We start from the raw sequence: 16811 nt of genomic DNA, 5'->3' as shown, positions 1-16811 counted from the left end.
GGAACGTCGCACCCAGCTCACCGGTCCACTCCGCCTCCTTGACCAGCCGGGCCACGACCGCGGCGACGAGCTCCGGGGTGGACGGGTTGGGCGTCAGGTACTTCACCCGCTCCGCGACTAGCTCGCCCTTCTCCAGGTCGACGACGGCGCCCTTGATCCCGCTGCCGCCGATGTCGACCCCGAAAGCGGTCGACGTCCTCATCCTGGGCACCTGATCTCTCCCCTCGCCCGCAGTTGCCGCACCGGGTTAGCGTCCTCGCCAGGCGTCGAGCAGATCGGCACGGCCGGCCACCGACGCGTATCGACCACACATGCTCGCCAGCCTGCCACGCGCCTCGTACGCCGTCAGCGATGCCGGCGGAATCACTCTAGTCTGGCGCCTCCGCGCTCTGGTACAACAAGCAGCGATTCGTCTGCGGTCTACGGCGGCCCGGCTGTCCGTACACGAGCACGGTGCGAGGGCGGGCGCCTGCACCCCGGTCTTGCCTCTTGCGGGCTCGCGTCCGGCGGCGCCCGTGGTTCAAACACTGGTCCGAACAGATGCAGGTGTGGGCCGAGTATCCTGACCTGGATCGGACTAGCTGGCATCTCACTCTCTGGAGAACCACATGCCCGGCAGCAGTTTTGGCGCGTGCCCCCTCCGCGCCCAGGTCGATCCGCGCCTCTTGCGATTCAGCGCCGGGGCCACAGCGAGCGTGCTCGCCGTCGTACTGCTCATCGTTGACGTTGCTCGACCATTGGGTCTCGGCCTGCTCGCCTCCCAGGTCGCCGTGTTTGCGTTCACCGCGTTCGTGAGTTTTCAGTGGTCGTTGTGGGCGCAGATCTTCGCCCGTGTCATCTGGCCGCGGATCGGAGCGCCGGCCGAGTTGGAGGATGCTCGGCCGCCGAGATTCGCCCAATTCGTCGGCTTCGTGTTTACCGCTCTGGCGCTGACCACCTTTGCACTCAGCGTCGATGTCGCTGGCTACGGCCTCACCGCTCTCGCCTTCGGCGTGGCAGCCCTCAACGCATCCACCGGGCTGTGTTTGGGCTGCAAGGCCTACCATCTGATCCGTCGACCGAAACCGGCCTGAGTCTGGTCGACCGCGGACCCCACCACACGTCCAGGCGCTGCTCCACCACCGACAAGACAACCAGTGCCAATCCCGGCCTCCCTGAGTCCCGACGCCCCACGGAGACGTCCGATTCAGAGCGCCGATCACGACCGGTGTCGCAGATCAGTTGATGGACGCGTGTCGCACATCAGTCGACGGAGCACATGGGCTTGGCCCGGCCGTCCCTGACAAGTTTCTCTACGTCTTCAAGTTTCTCTACGTCTTCAAGACGGGTGTACGCCGTGCCCAACCATTTGATCAGGCCCTGGCCGCCTTGCAGCTCCTCGGCGATGGTGGCGCGGCGATGTTGGTGACGGTCGAGTCGATCACGTCCAGGGCGTCGGCAAGCAGCACCAGCGCCAGGATCGCCCACATCAACCGGGAGGACGTCGGACGGGTCGTCGTCGTGGTCGTCAGTTTCATGATCGCGGTTCCCTGCTCGTCGGGGCCGGCCCCTCGTGGGCAGCCTCACCCCTGCAACGAGCACGACCGCCCCGATCCGACACCACTCCCGGATGAATGAGTTATCTGGAGCCGGCAGCAACCTCGGCGTCTTCGGCAGGGTCCGGCCACAAGCTGCTCGGCCAGGACAGCCGGCTCGGCCTCCGTTGGCTCGCAGGTCGGGCTGTCGGGCTGTCGGGCTGTGGGGGCAGAATCGCCGTGTGAAGAAACCCGAGACCAACCCCGTGGTCGCGCGCAACCGCAAGGCTGCCCACGACTACCAGCTGGGCGAGTCCTGGGAGGCGGGGATCGTCCTGCAGGGCTTGGAGGTGAAGGCGCTGCGTGCCGGGCGGGCGTCTCTGGTCGGCGGCTTCGCCGCTGTCGAGAACCGGGAGATCTGGTTGTACGGCGTGCACATCCCGCAGTACTCCCAGGCCCGCTGGTTCAACGACGGCTCACGCCGCAAGCGGAAGCTGCTCCTGCATCGTGCCCAGATCGACAAGATCGAGCGCAAGGTCAACGAGAGCGGGCTGACGATCGTCCCAGTGACCCTCTACTTCAAGGACGGTCGCGCGAAGGTGGAGATCGCCCTGGCCCGCGGCAAGAAGACCTGGGACAAGCGGCACACGCTCGCCGAACGCGAGGCCAGCCGGGAGGCCGAGCGCGCGGTCAGCCGCCGGCTGAAGGGTCGCCCGGACTGACAGCGGTGCGTAGGGCTCCCCATGTACGACGGAGCAAGCCGGCCCTGCTGACCGGCGCCCTGAGACAGCTCCGCCACTACCGCTCTCCCGGGGGACACAATGGCCGTCCTCGACCTGCGCAACAGCGTCCACGCCAGCGTGGTAGTTGCCAGGGGCATTGACACGATCAGCACCGCCCTTCGGGGCGAGGCTGGCATCGATCGGTCGGCGCTCAGTTTCACGCCAACTCGTTCTCGCCACGCGCTGGGGGAACCGTCGCCGACTCGTCCTCGCCGGACCCTGGCGAACCCGTCGCCGGCCCCTGCCTTACCCGGCGGACGACTCCCACCGTCAGGACGACAAGCGCGGCCACGCCCTCCGCGACGCCGACAGCCCAATAGGTCGCTTGGTCTGACGAAATCTCACGCCATGCCTGGATCGGCCAGGCGAGCCCGACGCCGGCGATGAAGGCAATCCCAATTCCGAATCCCAGCAGGTACCGGAAACTGGTGTCGCGGGCGGGCCAAAGAAAGCACACCGCAACGCCCAGCACAACAGCGCTGATCACGGTGTTGACCGGCTCCCAAGCCCCTTCCTCCGTCACTGATTGCAGGCCAACCACGATGACCGCAATCAGTAGTGCAGCAGGATCGACTCGGCCACCATCCAGGGTTCCCCCTCTGCCGGTGGTACCCCCGGCCGTTACATCCCCGCAAGCGGGCATCTTGTTACCGATCGCTCGCGCCCGCCCTCCTCGGCTCCTACGACCCCAGATGCCGGCGACCGCCGTTGTCTAAGGCCCTGACCGAACCAATGCCAGCGGGACTCCTGTGACCGCCAAGCACCGTCTCGCCGTCCTACTCGGGGTTTGGCTTAGGTGGGTTCGGAGGCGAAGAGGTTGAGGCCGAGGCGCTCGGCCAGGTACTTCGTGACGAGTTGGCCGCGGACGCTGTTTCCGGCGGCGTCGAGCGGAGGCGAGAAGGTCGCCAGGCCGCCCTTGCCCGGCGACACGGTCACAATGCCGCCACTGACGCCGCTCTTGCCCGGCATCCCGATCTCGTACAGCCAGTCCCCCGACAGCTCGTATAGGCCGGCGGTTGCCATCACGGCCAGCACCCGCCGGCACACCCCCGCGACAATGACTCGCTCGCCTGTCATCGGATTCACCCCGCCGTTGGCCAGCGTGGCAGCCATCACCGCAAGGTCGTGGGCGGTCACGTCGAGGGAGCACTGCCGGGTATAGACGTCGGTGGCCTCGTCGGGATCGAAGTAGAGCCGCTCGTAGCTGCCCAGGAGATGGGCGATGCCCTGGTTGCGCATATTGGTGGCCGACTCAGACTCGTAGACATCGTTGCTCAAGGTGAGCTCGCGGCCGGCGAAGCGGGAAAGCCCGTCGCGGATCCTCTCCCACTTCTCCTCCGCCGTGTCGCCAGGAACGAGGCTGGTGGTCGCGATCGCACCCGCGTTGACCAACGGGTTCATCGTCCGCTCGTCGTTCAACTCGACGGCCATCAGCGAGTTGAACGGGAATCCAGTGCTGTTGACGCCCAGCCGACGTCTTGCCGCCTCATACCCGATCGCCTCGCAGACCAGCGCGAAGACGAAGGGTTTGGAGACGCTCTGGATCGAGAACGCCGTCTCCACGTCACCGATCTCGAAGGACCGGCCCTTGGCCCCGACCACGCAGATCCCGAACAGTCCAGGCGATGCGCTCGCCAGCGCGGGGATGTAGTTCGCGACGACACCGTCGCCGTTCGACCGATAGCGCTCGTACGCCTCGGTGACGGCATCCCTGACCTGGTCGGCCTGTGGAAGCTCGCCGGTAGACACGAGCGAGGGCGCCGCCGCCTCGTCGAACGGGAGGCTCTCGTGCATGGAAAGCTTGGTCATGAGATCCCTACTCATCGTCGACTCCAAGCAGCCTACGACAGCGGCGATTGCGTTCCGCTCACGCTGGCGGGGTGGGTGGGGCTAGGCCATTCATGACCAGGTCGAGCATTCGGGTTGTTCTGGTGGACCAGTTGTCGTCGGGGTCTATCCGCCAGAGGAAGCCCACGAGGAGAAGCACTTCCTCGGCTTCGACGTCTTTGCGTACGGAGCCGGACTGCTTGCAGGCGTCCAGGAGTGTGGTGATCGCGTTGATGACCGGCTCGTAGCCTTCGCCGGCCAGCTGTTTGTGGGTGGCGGTGTGGAAGGCGCCGGCCAGGCCTCGTTTGATCTGGCCGTACGACGCCAGACGGTCCAGCCAAAGCCGTAAGGCCTCCCGCGGTGGGTGCTCGGCGACCAGGGTGGGGGCGGCGTCGACGAGGTCGGCGACGTCGTGGCGGTGGACCTCGAGGACGAGCGCCTCTCGGGTGGGGAAGTGGCGGTACAGCGTTCCCTGGCCGATGCCGGCGCGCTTCGCGACCGCTTGCATCGAGGCTTCGCCTGATTCCGCGAGGCATGCTCTGGCCGCGTCGAGGATGCGCGACCGGTTGAGTTCGGCGTCTGCTCGCCGGGCCGGTCGTTCGGACAGCGGGGTCACGGGGCCTTCTTCCAGATCCGGGGTTGCTAAGCGGACATGTGTCCGGTAACGTCTAGAACGTAAGCGGACAGATCTCCACTTACCTTAGCCGGTCCGCCGCCCAGATGCACGGATCGCACCCGACTCGAGGAGTTCAGCCATGTCAGCACAGCCCGCCAACCACATGCGGCTCGACGGCAAGGTCGCCGTGATCACCGGAGGCGCACAGGGAGTCGGCCTCGGCATCGCCCAGGAATTCGTCGCGTACGGCGCTACCGTGATCGTTGCCGACATCAACGAAACGACGCTGAAGGAAGCCGGCGCCGCCCTCGGTCCGGCCGTCACCACCGTGGTCGTCGACGTCACGAATCTCGAGCAGATGCAGGCGATGTACGACGACATCGTCGCCACCCACGGCCGTCTCGACGCGGTCGTTGCGAACGTCGGCGCCGGCGACAGCAACAGCGTCCGGTCCATCACGGAGAAGCAGTTCGACTTCGTGTTCGGCGTGAACGTCAAGGGCGTGCTGTTCACCGTTCAGCCGGCCATCGACCTGATGAAGGACGGCGGCACCGTCGTCGTCATCGGATCGACCGCCTCGATCCAGCCGCCGACCGGCATGAGCCTGTACGGCGGAGCCAAGGCCGCGCTGCGGAACATGGTGCGAGCGTGGATCCAGGAGGTCAAGGGAACCGGCATCCGCATCAATGTGCTGAGCCCCGGAGCGGTGGACACGCCGTCCCTGCGCTCGGCCCTCGCCGATGCCTCCGGCCCCGACGCGGTCGATGCCCTTGTCACCGAGATGGGCGAAGGGAACCCGCTCGGCCGGCTCGCACAGCCGCGCGAACTGGGCACTGCGGCGGTCTTCCTCTCCAGCCAGGCCTCGAGCTTCATCACCGGTGTCGAACTCTTCGCCGACGGCGGCATGGCCCAGACCGGCTGACCAAAAGCGACGACCAACTGTCAACAAGGAATGAGGACGAATCATGATCACCGAAGCCGATGTCGAGCAGTACCTGACATCGCTGTCGAACTGGGGCCGTTGGGGAAACGACGACCGCCTGGGCACGCTGAACCTGATCACCGACGACGTCCGTGTCGCCGCAGCATCGCTGATCCGATCCGGCCGGACGCTCTCCCTCTCGCGCGACATCGACCCCGAAGCACCCGATGCGCTCGGCTCGGGCATCGCCCTGGTGCAGCGGTTCACCGGTCTGCATGAGGTCGCCGACCACTTCGACGGCAAGGCGCTCCGGTTCGACGCAGTCACCGAGTACGTCGGAATCTCCGCCCACGGATCGAACACACATGTCGACGGCCTGGCCCACTACTCGTGGGAAGGCAAGAACTACAACGGCTTTCCTGAATCGGACACCACATCGCGCTTCGGGGCCAAGTCGCTGTCGGTCCACCACGCCGAAGCCGGGTTCATCACCCGTGGTGTCCTGCTCGACATCGCGGCACTCCACGAGGTCGAGTGGCTCGAACGGGGCCACGCGGTCACACCGGAGGAGCTGGAGGCGGCCGAGGCACGGCAAGGCGTACGGGCGCGACCGGGCGACGCGCTCTTGGTGCACACGGGCAACGTCGCGGCGATCCTGACCGAAGGACCGGACGCAGTCGGACCCGGCGCCCGGCAAGCGGGTCTGCACGCCAGTTGCCTGCCGTACTTGCGTGAGCGTGACGTCGCCGTTCTCGGCAACGACGGCGTCCAGGATGCGCAACCGTCCGGCTTCGGGCTCGACTTCCTGCGCCCGATCCACACAGTGGGTCTCGTCGCGCTCGGACTGTGGCTGATCGACAACATGCAACTGACCGAACTCGCCAAGGTGTGCCAGGAGGAGAACCGGTGGGAGTTCTTCTTCGCCGCGCTGCCGTGGCGGATGGTCGGTGCCACCTCCAGCGCCGGCAACCCGGTCGCAGTGTTCTGAGGCGGCTGTCGATTCTGAGGTGCGGTGATCGTCAGGTAAGCACCACGGGTCACGAAGAGACCCAGAACCTGAGGAGATCTGATGTCCCATCCAGTTGTTCACACCGAGATCCGGTCCGAGGACCCCGACGTCACGCGCAAGTTCTTCGCGGACCTCTTCGGCTGGAAGGTCGCGTCCGAAGGCGGCTTCCCCGGCTACACGTTCATCGACACCGGCAGCGAAGCCGGCCCCTATGTGGCGATCGGCCCACGGCAAGGCGCCGATGACGAAGTTCTGTTCTTCGTCGCGGTCGACGACGTGACCGCGACCCTGCAGAAGGCGGAGGAGCTCGGTGGCAAGATCATCCAGCCGACCCAACAGGTGCCGGGCACCAGCTTCGGCGTCTTCGCCGACGTCCACGGCCACAAGGTCGGAGTCGCCGCGAACGGCTAGGAGCAGCCCAGCTTGGCGTCGAGGGTGACGGGGTACGCCGTCGCCCGCGAGCTGTTCGCCGTTCGATGTGTCTCGTTCAACGGGCCCCCCACCCGTTGGTCGAGGACACGAAGGTGGCCGCCACGACCAACGGTTTGTCGGTGGGGGTGTCGCGAAGCGTCGGTGCGGCCGCCTGCCTCAGCCTCTGGCGGCGGCCATCGCCGCTCCCCCGCCACACTCGTTGCAAAGGCCACTTAGCCACATCGCGTCCAACCCCTCAGATCGTCAGTCCGGCCCCCTCAGAGTCGAGGTATCGCAAGGGCTCCGTAACGTGACACCCTGACTGCCGGATGTAGTCCGCGTAGGGTCCCGCAGTACGGTCGCGAGGAGCGTGGAGTGGCAGGTCGAGTTCCGGAAACGGCAGCGACCGATGGCAAGGCCAAATGGCACGCCTGGCTCGCCATGCTGACCAGCAAGGCCTGGTTCTACCTGGTCCTCGGTGCGGTCGCCACGCTGGCGTTCGTCGTATTCCTGATCGCGGGCTACGGCCTGTTCAGCAGCACTGCCGTCAACATCGTCAAGTCCGGCCCGGCCTCCGAGTGGGCAGGCGCCCTCTTCACCGCCCTGAGCACGCTCGTGCTTGCCTACCAGCTGCGGATCATCGGGCTGGCCGCCGAGCGCCGGCGCGCCCAGAACCTGGACCTTGTGCAGCCGGTCGGCCGGCTGTCCGCCTGGGCTCGTAACTCTTCTACGCAGGGCTGGTTGCTGACAGTGGCCGTGCGCAACGAAAGTGAGGAGCACCTGCCGGAACCGGAGGTCGCTCTGGCGTGGCGCGGCGCTCCATTGGAGCGATCATGGTTGATAGGCGCGCCCGACGAGCAGTTGAATGTTCGCAACGGCGAGGCGGAGCTCTGCGTCAGAGTGAGCGATGTCAAGATCAGCGCCGTGGACCACCCGGTCCTGCTGATTCATATTCCTCAGAAAGCGTGTGCCGAGATGGACGAGGTCGCGGGGGCGCTCACCGTCACCTTCCGGTGGGGCACCGCAGACGCGCACATCCGGCCTGTCAGCGTTCCACTGACATCAGCACGATCAGGTCCGAGGAGCGCGCTGCGATGAGGTTGAGCCGTGGCGACGTGACCCTCGTCCTGCTGGCCGGTGGCTACAACACCCGTCTGCGCCGGACAGACTCCTCGCTGCCCAAGAGTCTGCTTCCGCTGCCGGATGTCGGGCCGGTGATGGTCGGGTTGGCCGACCAGTTCGTCAAGGACGGAGCGCAGGTCATCGTCACCTTCGACTACCTGGCGGCGAAAATGTTCGAACTGCTGTATCCGGCGTTGCGCACGTCGGTCCAGGTGGTCGAGGACGACTTCGCCGGGACCGGACAGGCCCTCCGGATGGGCGTGGAGGCCGCCCGGACTCGATGGGTCATCGTCGCCAACGCCGACACCGTCGTACCGGTCGACCTGACGACTTGGTACCGGACCGTCGAGCTCGACGGTCCGATTCACCAGTTGCTGGTCCCGGACAGCGTTCAGAACTCGGGACTGATCGGGGTCGATCCGCACGACGGCAAGGTCGTGCATTGGGGTGAGACCGACGGTCGAACTCCGGCCAGCCACTTGCGGCCCGCGTCCTCGACCGGCGTCTATCTCTTGCACCGCAGCACCTGGCTCGGCTGGTCGGGCCGTTCCGGGGTGAGCCTGGAACGAGAGATCCTCCCGGAGGCAGTCGCCCAAGGGCTTCTGCACGGGACGATCGCGTCAACCCAGCTACCGGTCTTCGACTACGGGACCGTCAGCAGGCTGCACGAACTCGCAGGCAACGATCGGCTTCGACACCAACTGTTGGCGGCTGCCAACCTGATTCCGAAGGGACCTCGGTGTACTCCGCCCAGCTTCAGCTCCGAACCCAGGGCTACCTCAGACAACAGGCCGTCATTGGCCGCGAGCGGTGCGACGAACTGACGCGGGCGTTGCGAGCGGTCGCGGGATCGGAAGCAACGCAGAGTTCTGTGCGGCTGGAGGAATCGGCCGAAAAGGTGATCTCGGCGGTGCTCGAGGAACCTCGACTGCGTGCTCTCGTGGCGCAGGTACTGGGACCGGACTGGGTCGTGGTGACGAACCGGCACAACCATGTCGTGATTGACCGCGGCGCCGGTTCGCGCGGGACGCGGATGCATCGAGACCTCCTGCACTGGAGCCGCAACCCGATCACCGTGCTCGTGATGCTCGAGTGCGCGGCGGACGATCCAGCGGCGTGGCCGTCGCTGATCCCGGGATCCCAGCTGTGGCCCACATCGGACGTGAGCAACGGCGGGGGCTACTGGCTGGACGAGGCGCCGGAACACGAGCTGTCCGAGCAGGCGGTCAAGGTTCCGATGAGCCCGGGCGATGTCGTGGTGATGGACGGCATGACCTTCCACTCCGCCGGTATCGGTTCGAGCGACCACGCCCGCGTGATGCTGACATTGTGCCTTCGCACCCCCGACGAGCTCACCGGTGAGGTCGGTCCGAACGAGCAGCTGGTCGAAGGTTCCGTCCAGTACGAGGGCCAGGCGCGGTGGAGGAAGCATGGTTGAGCGTTGGTGGGACATCAGCAGCAACGACGACCACATTCCGAAGATCGTCGAGTTGCGCGAGGCACAGTGGGCCTTCTACGAGGACGACGTGGTGCCGATACTGTTCCATCTCCTCGACCATGAGCTCAGCGAGGCGGTAGGAAGTCAGCTGAAGCAACGGCTGCGCTACAGCGCCCGGTTCCGGCCCTCACAACTGCTCTTCGCCTTCAGCGAGGACTGGCGCCTGGGCAAGGACCTGGTCGTCTGGGCCTCCGCCTGCCTCGAACTGCTGTATCTCGGCCGTTTGATCCTCGACGATGTCGCCGACCAGCACGACCAGCGGTGGGGTCTTCCCTCGGTCCGCAAGGTATTCGACGACGCGTCCGCGGTCCAGATCGCCAACCTGCTGCAGCACACCGCTGTCCTCTGTGCGACCAACATCGACTCGCTGGTGGAGCACCCGCAGGCGATTCCCGCCGCCGGGGTGGTCGCCGAGTACGGACGGCGGATCAACGCGGCCATGCTGGAAGAACAGCAGTGGAACAAGCGGACCATACCGGAATCGGCATACCGGTCGATCGCGTTGCGGAAGGCGTCATCGGGTCAGCTGACCATCGATCTGCTCCGCGTGATGGCTCCGCCTGTGTACGCCGAACAGCTGGCCGAGCTCGCGATGGCGATCGAGAACCTCGACTACGCGGCCGCGATCACCAACGACGTCACCGAGGCGAACCTGCGCCGCGGTCTCGAGGAGGTCCGTTTCCTCGGCGGTGAGCGGCGCGGCAAGAAGTCGGAGATCCAGCAGAACCGGCCGACGATCTTCAGCGTCGTGCTCGCGACCGACGAGTTCCTCCGGCGCAATCCCGAGATCGGCCTCGCGATGCCGGACTTCGCGAGTATGAAGCTGCCGGACATCTTCACCTACCTCGACGACACCGGCGCGATCCGGGACGCCGAGCACAAGATCGCCGAGCTGGAGCAGGACGCGATGCGCAGAATCCCGGAGAACACCAATATCCACACGTTGCTGGACAAGGCACGGGAATCCAACCTCACCGACGAACCGCCCCAGGTCGACTCCTAGCGTGTCCGGCGGTCGCGGCGGGCCGGGCGTGGACGGTGGCGGCGAACCGTTGCTGGTACGCCGCTGCAAGGGCACCTCATCCAGCGCGCGTGCACACGGCCATGATCAACTCTGCGCTGGTCTTCCACGGCCGAACCCTGGTCCACGGCGGCGCCTACGACGGAGTCGGACCCGACTTCCTGGGCACCCGCTATGCCGAACAACTGACCCTGCGCTGACCGAACCTTCTGAGGTCAGGTGAACTTCAATCCCTTGAGCATTGTCTCGAATTCGGCGAAGAACGCAGGCACGTCGGCGGCGCCCTTTTCCGTCCTCGCCCATGCCAGTAGCGTCTTGCCGTCGACGTCGATCACGGCGATGCGCAGGGAGAGATCGGGCTGTAGACCGAAGCAATCCTCGGCCGGCGTGTTGATCTCCGCGCACCCCAAGACACCATCGAGGGGCTCAGCGGCGTTGCCGGTCATCAGGGTCGCCGCGTGGCCATCGACGGTCGTCGTCGTCTCATCCGCATATGTCGCGCCGTGCGCGGTGAGTCCCCGAAGATAGGCCAGGTAGTCCTGGGGAAGCGCGACTGGCTTGGGCTGCTTCGGCATGTACAGGTTGACGGGCAGCACGAATCGGACTTTGTTGTTCTCGGCGAGATTCGAGTCCCAGCTCAGCAGCGTGACGCTGTCCGGATTCGCCGCGGCCTTGAGGTCCTCCGGCAGCGTGACCGTGAAACCGTCCGCGAAGGCCTGGCTCGTGTACGTCCGAGCGCTGGCGCTTGCAGTCGGGGTCGGCGTCGTCGACGAATCACCGCCGCAGGCCGAGGACGCCAGTACCAGGAGCGAAGCGGCAAGGATTGCAGCCACCCAACGCCCTGAAGCGCGCATGAATACTGACATCTCGGCCCCCTAGCCAGGGCGAGCCTGAACGGACGACGATGCCGCCCCCTTGCATGAAACCCGCCCCGTCTTTGACCCTGCGCCTATATCCCACGAACCGCAACCTTCAGTGCACACCAGGTCCGTACGGGCGTTTCCTGGTTACACGTTCATCGACACCGGGCTGAGGATGGGTAGGAGTGCACTGCCATCTATTTGCTGTAGGCAAGTATCTGGTAGGTGGTTGCAGGTGGGGTGGTTTGTCGATTTAGGGTGGGGCTACATCGACGAGAGGGGCCGGCGTGTTGACGTATGTGCTGGGTTCGGAGGACCTGGCGGAGGTGCGGTTTGCGGTTTCGCCGGTGGCGGAGATGGTGTTGTCGTTGCGGGCGTTGCGGGATCCGGGGCGGTTTCCGTTGCAGTTGGGGTGGGTTCGGGGGGTGCAGCCGGTTGTCGAGCAGGTGGATTGGTCGGTGTTGCGGTGGTTGGTCAACGACACGATGGGGAGTCCGGATTTCCTGACGCCGCGGCCGACCTCGCCGTTGACGCAGATCCAGGATGAGCTCGAGATTATCGGGGCGGTGGATCGGGGGACGTTCGAGCGGCAGTTCGTCGCGGTCAACAAAGAGGTTCCCGACGAGCTTGCCGGTGCTGATGGTCCCGCCAGAGTTGTCGACGCGCTGCGTGCGTACTGGCAGTTGGCGATGGCGCCGTATTGGGATCGGATGCGGACGATTCTGTCGGCCGACATCAGCTACCGCGGGCATGTGCTCACGCAGCACGGGACCGGAGCGATGCTGAACGGACTCGGGCCGGCCATCAGTTATCAGGACGGACTGCTGAAAGTCGATCGGGTCAGCGATCCGAGTCGGACCGAGCGGGTGGACGGGCGGGGGCTGGTGTTGCAGCCGACGTTGTTCGGGCCGCATGCGGTGATTCCGTTCGACATCGGGGCCGAGCCGCTGCTCGGGTATCCGCCGCGGGGGCAGGCCAATCTGTGGTCCGTCGTCGAACCGCCGTCACAAAGGGATCTGGCCCAGTTGATCGGTACGCCGAGGGCCCACATTCTGCAGCTGCTCACGCATCCCCGGACGACGACCGACCTGGCCGGCGAGCTGAAGGTGACGCCCTCGGCCGTGAGCCAGCACCTGCAACTGCTGCGTCGTACCGGGCTGGTCGAGGCTCAACGCACCGGCAAGCAGGTGCTCTACCGACCGACCGAACTCGCTGCCCTGCTCACCGGATCAGACCTCGACTGAGCCGTTGAGCGACCTTCCCCCCAATACGCACGGTAGCGGTTCGCGGTGTTGGCGTGGTGCCTTCGAGGCGCGTTGGCGGTCATGGGAAGGCGTGAGCTAAAGTCGAGAGCGCCGCGGGAGCTTGCAGGAGTGGGCTGAGAGGGTGACTGGGCCGTCGCCGACCGCTGAACCTGAATCGGGTAATTCCGGCGTAGGGAGGAAGCGATGCAGGAAGCTGTCTGGGTCAACGGTACGGCGACCGACGTCGCCCCGGGGAAGTCCGTGGCCGAGCTGATCACCGAGTACTCGGACCGCACCACCGGGATCGCGGTCGCGATCAATCAGAACGTGCTCACCAGGGCCGAATGGGCGTCCACCGCCCTGCGGGCCGGCGATCGGGTCGAGATCGTCAGCGCGGTGCAAGGAGGCTGACATGGACGATCCACTGGAGCTCGGCGGACGGACGTACACCTCGCGCCTGATCATGGGCACGGGCGGTGCGGCCAACCTGGAAGTGATGGAGGAGGCATTGATTGCCTCCGGCACCCAACTGACCACGGTCGCGATGCGCCGGCTCGGCACCGGCCACGAGGGCTCGGTGCTCGACGTACTCAAGAAGCACGGCATCGACGTCCTGCCGAACACGGCCGGTTGCCACACCGCCGCCGAGGCGGTGCTGACCGCGAAGCTCGCGCGGGAGGCGTTGCAGACCGACCTGATCAAGGTCGAGGTCGTCGCCGATGACCACCTGCTGCTGCCCGATCCGATCGAGTTGCTCGACGCCGTGGACGCCCTGGTGGCCGACGGGTTCACGGTGCTGCCCTACACCAACGACGACCCGATTCTCGCGCGCCGGCTCGAGCAGGCCGGATGTGCCGCGGTGATGCCGTTGGCGGCGCCGATCGGTTCCGCGCTCGGCATCCGCAATCCACACAACATCGCCCTCATCGCCGAGGCCGCGAAGGTTCCGGTGATCGTCGACGCGGGCATCGGTACGGCGAGCGACGCCGCGCTGGCGATGGAGCTCGGCTGTGCCGCCGTCATGCTCGCCACCCCGGTCACCCGCGCCGAGAAGCCTGCCCTGATGGCCGCGGCCATGCGCGACGCCGTCTCCGCCGGCCGAGCCGCCCGCCTGGCCGGCCGCGTCCCCCGCCGCTGGCAGTCGGCCCTGGCTTCCTCGCCGACGACCGGTCTGCCTACGTTCTAGCCGCCAGTTCGGCAGCTTCGGCGAGATCGACCGGGCGATCGAGCAGCAGCGCGGTGAGCGACAGGGCGAGGTCCTGGTTGGGCTGGAGGGTCAGCGGGCTGTCCCACGCCAGCGCTGGACCGGCACCGACGTACTCCGTCGCGCGAAGGAACCACGGGCGTACGTCGCCGGGCTGGACCAGCAGCAACGTGGTGATGATGTCGGCGCGATGCTGGACGAAGGCGAGCCACGGACTCAGCGAGCCGAAGGCAGCATCGGTCCCTTCGCCGGCTGAGCTGAGGACAGTGGTGGTTTCGGCGGACGGCAGTCGCCAGAAGATTCCGCCGTACCCGGCGTCCGGGCGGCCGGTGGTGGCTGGGCTGTCGATGCGGATCGATCCGTAGCGCGCGGTGAGAACGCTCTGCCAGTCCAGCCGCCAGCCGCCCTCGGCCAGCGAGCCCGTGAGTCGTCGGCGTTCGACCAGTTGCGGCCGGCCTTGTTCGTCGTACCAGGTGAGTTCGTCGCGCAGCGTGTGATCGTCGTCGACCGCGACGCTGCGGCTGCGTTGCTGGCCGTGGTTCGTGAGCAGGGTCGGGCCGTGGCCCCGGACGAAGGTCCGACCGCCCCAATGGGAGGTGCCGTTGACCCCGGCGACCGCGAGCGAGACGCCGTAGTGATGCCGGTGGTCGACCGGGCTGACCTCCGTGAGCGGTTGACCGCCTAGCGTCCGGACCGGATTCAGATATGGCCGCGGCGAATGGACCTCCGGCGTCCGCCGCCCGAACTCGTACCGGGCGAGCATGCCGGAATCGCTACTCAGCTCGAAGATGTCGCCCTGCCGCTGCCAACCCACGCGTCCGGCCGGCGCATCGCCATGCAGCCGCGGCGCCTGCGGCACCGGCCCAGTGCTCGCCCGCACCGCTAGCCGCAGCTCGGGTACGCCGTCCACCTCGACATCAGATCCCGCGATCGTGGCGTACATCCGCCGCCACGCCAGCTCCCCAAGGCCCTTCTGCGGCACTCGCACGGTCGTCAGCGACGGTACGGCGAACCGCGCCAAGCCGATGTCGTCCATCCCGGTCACCGACAGGTCCGCGGGTACGGCGACGCCGACTTCGTTGAGTCGCGCGAGCAAACCGAAGGCCACCAGATCGTTGAACGCGACCACAGCCGTCACGTGCGACTCGAGCACCCGCTCGACAGCGGCGTACCCGTCCTCGATCGACCAGCCACAGTCGAGCCGGACGATCTCCAGCCCGGGGATCTCCCGCTCAGCCACCTCGAGCGATCGCAGCCGGGCCGTGTTGGACGCGCTCGCCGCCGGCCCGGACAGGAAGGCCAGCCGCCGGTGGCCCAGGCCGACGAGGTGATCCACGAGGATCCGGACCGCGCGGCCGTAGTCGACGACCACTGACGAGACCTCCGGAGGGCCCTGCCGGTTGACCAGGATCACTGGCTGCACCTGCGGCAGCAGTTCGAGCAGGCGCTCCTCCGGCAACCGCGGCGACACCATGATCAGTGCATCGCACCGCCGCCGGGCCTCCACGGCGATGGCCGCCTCGGCGCTGGGGTCCTCATCGGTCTCGGCGACCAGGACGCGGTAGCCGGCCGCGGCCGAGGCGTTGGTGATGCCGCGCAGGATCTGCTGGAACAGCGGGTTGCCAAGATCCGGCACCACCAGCGCGACCATGTCCGTCCGTCCGAGGGACAGGCTGCGGGCCAGGTCGCTGGGCCGGTAGTTCAGCCGGTCGATGGCGGCCCGCACCCGCTCGGCGATGTCCGGCGCGACGGACAGACGCCCGTTCATCACCCGTGACACGGTTGCCCGCGACACCTCCGCCGCCCGCGCGACATCGGCGATCGTGATCGAGTCCTTCGGTGTCCGGCCCACGACGGTATCTTCTCCCGATGGAAACCGGTTTCTCAACCCCGGTCCGCGATTTGCCCTGCGCGCCGGGAGAGGATGAGGCAACAACTCTCCGGGAGGAACTCGTGAACAAGCTCTCGCATCCGCGGCCGGAAGGTGTTGCCCCGGGCAACGGTTACAGCCATGTCGTGACCGGGCCTGGGCAGTGGGTGGCGATCGCCGGGCAGGTCGCACTGGATGCCGACGGGAAGTTCGTCGGGGTGGGTGATCCGGCCGCGCAGGCGCGCCAGGTGTTCGCCAACCTGGACGCGTGCCTGACGGCAGCCGGCGCCACCTTCGCCGACGTCGTGAAACTCACCTTCTTCGTCACCGACATCGCCCACCTGCCCGCGATCCGCGCGGCCCGCGACGCGTACGTCGACACCGCCAACCCACCCGCCGGCACCGCTGTCCAGGTCGTAGCCCTCTTCAGCCCGGACGCCCTCCTGGAAGTCGAGGCCTACGCAGTCATCAACTGACCCAGTCCCCTCCTCGCCCAGCAACTCCAGGGATAACCGGCTCTTCTGCTGGATGTGTGGGTGGTTTCGGAGCGCGTTGCGTGGTGCTCCTGGTCGGTTCCCGCTCCGTCCCCGCCTCACCCGGTGTGGGGGCGGTGCGGACTGTCGAGGGTCGGCCGCTGTTGGTCGGCGGGGGTTTGTCTGGGGAGCGTTACTCATCTGGATCGGCAGGCCAGACTCCCCCCGACCCCGATCGGACCGGGGGACAGGGCTGGCCACGAGTCCGTGGCGCTGAAGAGTGTGGGCACGGAGACCCCGGGGTGCGCCCCGTTCTGTTCGGGTGGAGGGTTTTCTGCCGGTTTGCGGAGGGTTTTCCTCCCGTACCGGGCTGTGTTCTGAAGGGACATGTCTGACAGAGGTGTGTAGGGACATGTCGGACACTTGATCGCTGTGGCT

The 16811-nt window shown here is 66.8% G+C and carries 19 protein-coding genes and 1 pseudogene; 13 read left to right on the top strand and 7 right to left on the bottom strand.

What is annotated here, in order from left to right; all coding sequences use genetic code 11:
- Positions 1–202, bottom strand: a pseudogene (locus ACXC9Q_RS36020) (polyphosphate--glucose phosphotransferase); the annotation flags it as partial.
- 406 nt (positions 203–608) lie between these two features.
- Here ACXC9Q_RS36020 and ACXC9Q_RS36015 point away from each other — a divergent pair.
- Positions 609–1073, top strand: a complete 465-nt coding sequence (locus ACXC9Q_RS36015; RefSeq protein ID WP_457061116.1) for a DUF4395 domain-containing protein — start codon at positions 609–611, stop codon at positions 1071–1073.
- A 279-nt stretch (positions 1074–1352) separates the two neighbouring features.
- Here ACXC9Q_RS36015 and ACXC9Q_RS36010 read toward each other — a convergent pair whose 3' ends face one another.
- The gene (locus tag ACXC9Q_RS36010; protein ID WP_457061115.1) at positions 1353–1517 is read right to left on the bottom strand and encodes a hypothetical protein; all 165 of its coding nucleotides are present in this window, start codon (positions 1515–1517) and stop codon (positions 1353–1355) included.
- Positions 1518–1756: 239 nt separating this feature from the next.
- Between ACXC9Q_RS36010 and smpB the strand changes: the two genes are divergently transcribed.
- Positions 1757–2236, top strand: a complete 480-nt coding sequence (gene smpB / locus ACXC9Q_RS36005; protein ID WP_457061114.1) for an SsrA-binding protein SmpB — start codon at positions 1757–1759, stop codon at positions 2234–2236.
- 217 nt (positions 2237–2453) lie between these two features.
- Here the strand turns inward: smpB and ACXC9Q_RS36000 are convergent, their stop codons facing one another.
- From ACXC9Q_RS36000 to ACXC9Q_RS35990, 3 genes are all read right to left on the bottom strand, one after another.
- A complete protein-coding gene (locus ACXC9Q_RS36000) occupies positions 2454–2819 on the bottom strand; it encodes a hypothetical protein (RefSeq protein ID WP_457061113.1) in 366 nt (121 codons plus the stop codon).
- A 269-nt stretch (positions 2820–3088) separates the two neighbouring features.
- Positions 3089–4120 carry a glutaminase A gene (glsA, locus tag ACXC9Q_RS35995; protein WP_457061112.1) on the bottom strand — a complete coding sequence of 344 codons (1032 nt, stop codon included), beginning with the start codon at positions 4118–4120 and terminating at the stop codon, positions 3089–3091.
- Positions 4121–4163: 43 nt separating this feature from the next.
- Entirely contained in the window at positions 4164–4739 is a 576-nt protein-coding gene (locus ACXC9Q_RS35990) for a TetR/AcrR family transcriptional regulator (RefSeq protein WP_457061111.1), read from the bottom strand.
- A 139-nt stretch (positions 4740–4878) separates the two neighbouring features.
- Between ACXC9Q_RS35990 and ACXC9Q_RS35985 the strand changes: the two genes are divergently transcribed.
- From ACXC9Q_RS35985 to ACXC9Q_RS35955, 7 genes are all read left to right on the top strand, one after another.
- Positions 4879–5661, top strand: a complete 783-nt coding sequence (locus tag ACXC9Q_RS35985) for an SDR family NAD(P)-dependent oxidoreductase (protein ID WP_457061110.1) — start codon at positions 4879–4881, stop codon at positions 5659–5661.
- Between the two features lie 43 nt (positions 5662–5704).
- Complete coding sequence (locus tag ACXC9Q_RS35980; RefSeq protein ID WP_457061109.1) at positions 5705–6649, top strand: cyclase family protein; 945 nt, start codon at positions 5705–5707, stop codon at positions 6647–6649.
- Between the two features lie 81 nt (positions 6650–6730).
- Positions 6731–7081, top strand: coding sequence for a VOC family protein (locus tag ACXC9Q_RS35975; RefSeq protein ID WP_457061108.1), 351 nt, complete (start codon positions 6731–6733; stop codon positions 7079–7081).
- 375 nt (positions 7082–7456) lie between these two features.
- A complete protein-coding gene (locus ACXC9Q_RS35970) occupies positions 7457–8179 on the top strand; it encodes a hypothetical protein (RefSeq protein WP_457061107.1) in 723 nt (240 codons plus the stop codon).
- A complete protein-coding gene (locus tag ACXC9Q_RS35965; protein WP_457061106.1) occupies positions 8176–9027 on the top strand; it encodes a nucleotidyltransferase family protein in 852 nt (283 codons plus the stop codon). The genes ACXC9Q_RS35970 and ACXC9Q_RS35965 overlap by 4 nt, the downstream gene beginning before the upstream one ends.
- Positions 8943–9641, top strand: coding sequence for a phytanoyl-CoA dioxygenase family protein (locus ACXC9Q_RS35960; RefSeq protein ID WP_457061105.1), 699 nt, complete (start codon positions 8943–8945; stop codon positions 9639–9641). The genes ACXC9Q_RS35965 and ACXC9Q_RS35960 overlap by 85 nt, the downstream gene beginning before the upstream one ends.
- Complete coding sequence (locus ACXC9Q_RS35955; RefSeq protein WP_457061104.1) at positions 9634–10704, top strand: polyprenyl synthetase family protein; 1071 nt, start codon at positions 9634–9636, stop codon at positions 10702–10704. The genes ACXC9Q_RS35960 and ACXC9Q_RS35955 overlap by 8 nt, the downstream gene beginning before the upstream one ends.
- A gap of 233 nt (positions 10705–10937) precedes the next feature.
- Here the strand turns inward: ACXC9Q_RS35955 and ACXC9Q_RS35950 are convergent, their stop codons facing one another.
- Positions 10938–11588 (bottom strand): hypothetical protein, encoded by a 651-nt coding sequence (locus ACXC9Q_RS35950; RefSeq protein WP_457061103.1) that lies wholly within the window; start codon positions 11586–11588, stop codon positions 10938–10940.
- A 281-nt stretch (positions 11589–11869) separates the two neighbouring features.
- Between ACXC9Q_RS35950 and ACXC9Q_RS35945 the strand changes: the two genes are divergently transcribed.
- The 3 genes from ACXC9Q_RS35945 to ACXC9Q_RS35935 all read left to right on the top strand — a co-directional run bounded on the left by ACXC9Q_RS35945 (position 11870) and on the right by ACXC9Q_RS35935 (position 14012).
- Positions 11870–12826, top strand: a complete 957-nt coding sequence (locus ACXC9Q_RS35945) for a DUF5937 family protein (RefSeq protein WP_457061102.1) — start codon at positions 11870–11872, stop codon at positions 12824–12826.
- A 204-nt stretch (positions 12827–13030) separates the two neighbouring features.
- Entirely contained in the window at positions 13031–13237 is a 207-nt protein-coding gene (gene thiS, locus ACXC9Q_RS35940; RefSeq protein ID WP_457061101.1) for a sulfur carrier protein ThiS, read from the top strand.
- Between the two features lies 1 nt (position 13238).
- Entirely contained in the window at positions 13239–14012 is a 774-nt protein-coding gene (locus ACXC9Q_RS35935) for a thiazole synthase (protein ID WP_457061100.1), read from the top strand.
- On the opposite strand, the gene ACXC9Q_RS35930 is transcribed toward ACXC9Q_RS35935, so the two are convergent.
- Positions 14002–15882, bottom strand: coding sequence for a DUF6807 family protein (locus ACXC9Q_RS35930; protein WP_457061099.1), 1881 nt, complete (start codon positions 15880–15882; stop codon positions 14002–14004). The two genes, ACXC9Q_RS35935 and ACXC9Q_RS35930, sit on opposite strands and share 11 nt — an antisense overlap.
- Before the next feature lie 101 nt (positions 15883–15983).
- Here ACXC9Q_RS35930 and ACXC9Q_RS35925 point away from each other — a divergent pair, with 101 nt between their 5' ends.
- Positions 15984–16376, top strand: coding sequence for a RidA family protein (locus ACXC9Q_RS35925; protein WP_457061098.1), 393 nt, complete (start codon positions 15984–15986; stop codon positions 16374–16376).
- The last annotated feature ends 435 nt before the right edge of the window (positions 16377–16811 follow it).

The sequence above is a fragment of the Kribbella sp. CWNU-51 genome (assembly GCF_054073265.1).
Note: the sequence above shows the minus strand (reverse complement) of the source record. Positions and strands in the feature narration are given on the sequence as shown.

Bases quoted from the DNA above. Each gene is read 5' to 3' on its own strand.
- ACXC9Q_RS36015 (WP_457061116.1), top strand. From the start codon at position 609: ATGCCCGGCAGCAGTTTTGGCGCGTGCCCCCTCCGCGCCCAGGTCGAT.
- ACXC9Q_RS35935 (WP_457061100.1), top strand. From the start codon at position 13,239: ATGGACGATCCACTGGAGCTCGGCGGACGGACGTACACCTCGCGCCTG.
- ACXC9Q_RS35955 (WP_457061104.1), top strand. From the start codon at position 9,634: ATGGTTGAGCGTTGGTGGGACATCAGCAGCAACGACGACCACATTCCG.
- ACXC9Q_RS36010 (WP_457061115.1), bottom strand. From the start codon at position 1,517: ATGAAACTGACGACCACGACGACGACCCGTCCGACGTCCTCCCGGTTG.
- thiS (WP_457061101.1), top strand. From the start codon at position 13,031: ATGCAGGAAGCTGTCTGGGTCAACGGTACGGCGACCGACGTCGCCCCG.
- glsA (WP_457061112.1), bottom strand. From the start codon at position 4,120: ATGAGTAGGGATCTCATGACCAAGCTTTCCATGCACGAGAGCCTCCCG.
- ACXC9Q_RS35975 (WP_457061108.1), top strand. From the start codon at position 6,731: ATGTCCCATCCAGTTGTTCACACCGAGATCCGGTCCGAGGACCCCGAC.
- ACXC9Q_RS35980 (WP_457061109.1), top strand. From the start codon at position 5,705: ATGATCACCGAAGCCGATGTCGAGCAGTACCTGACATCGCTGTCGAAC.
- ACXC9Q_RS35950 (WP_457061103.1), bottom strand. From the start codon at position 11,588: ATGTCAGTATTCATGCGCGCTTCAGGGCGTTGGGTGGCTGCAATCCTT.
- ACXC9Q_RS35965 (WP_457061106.1), top strand. From the start codon at position 8,176: ATGAGGTTGAGCCGTGGCGACGTGACCCTCGTCCTGCTGGCCGGTGGC.
- ACXC9Q_RS35985 (WP_457061110.1), top strand. From the start codon at position 4,879: ATGTCAGCACAGCCCGCCAACCACATGCGGCTCGACGGCAAGGTCGCC.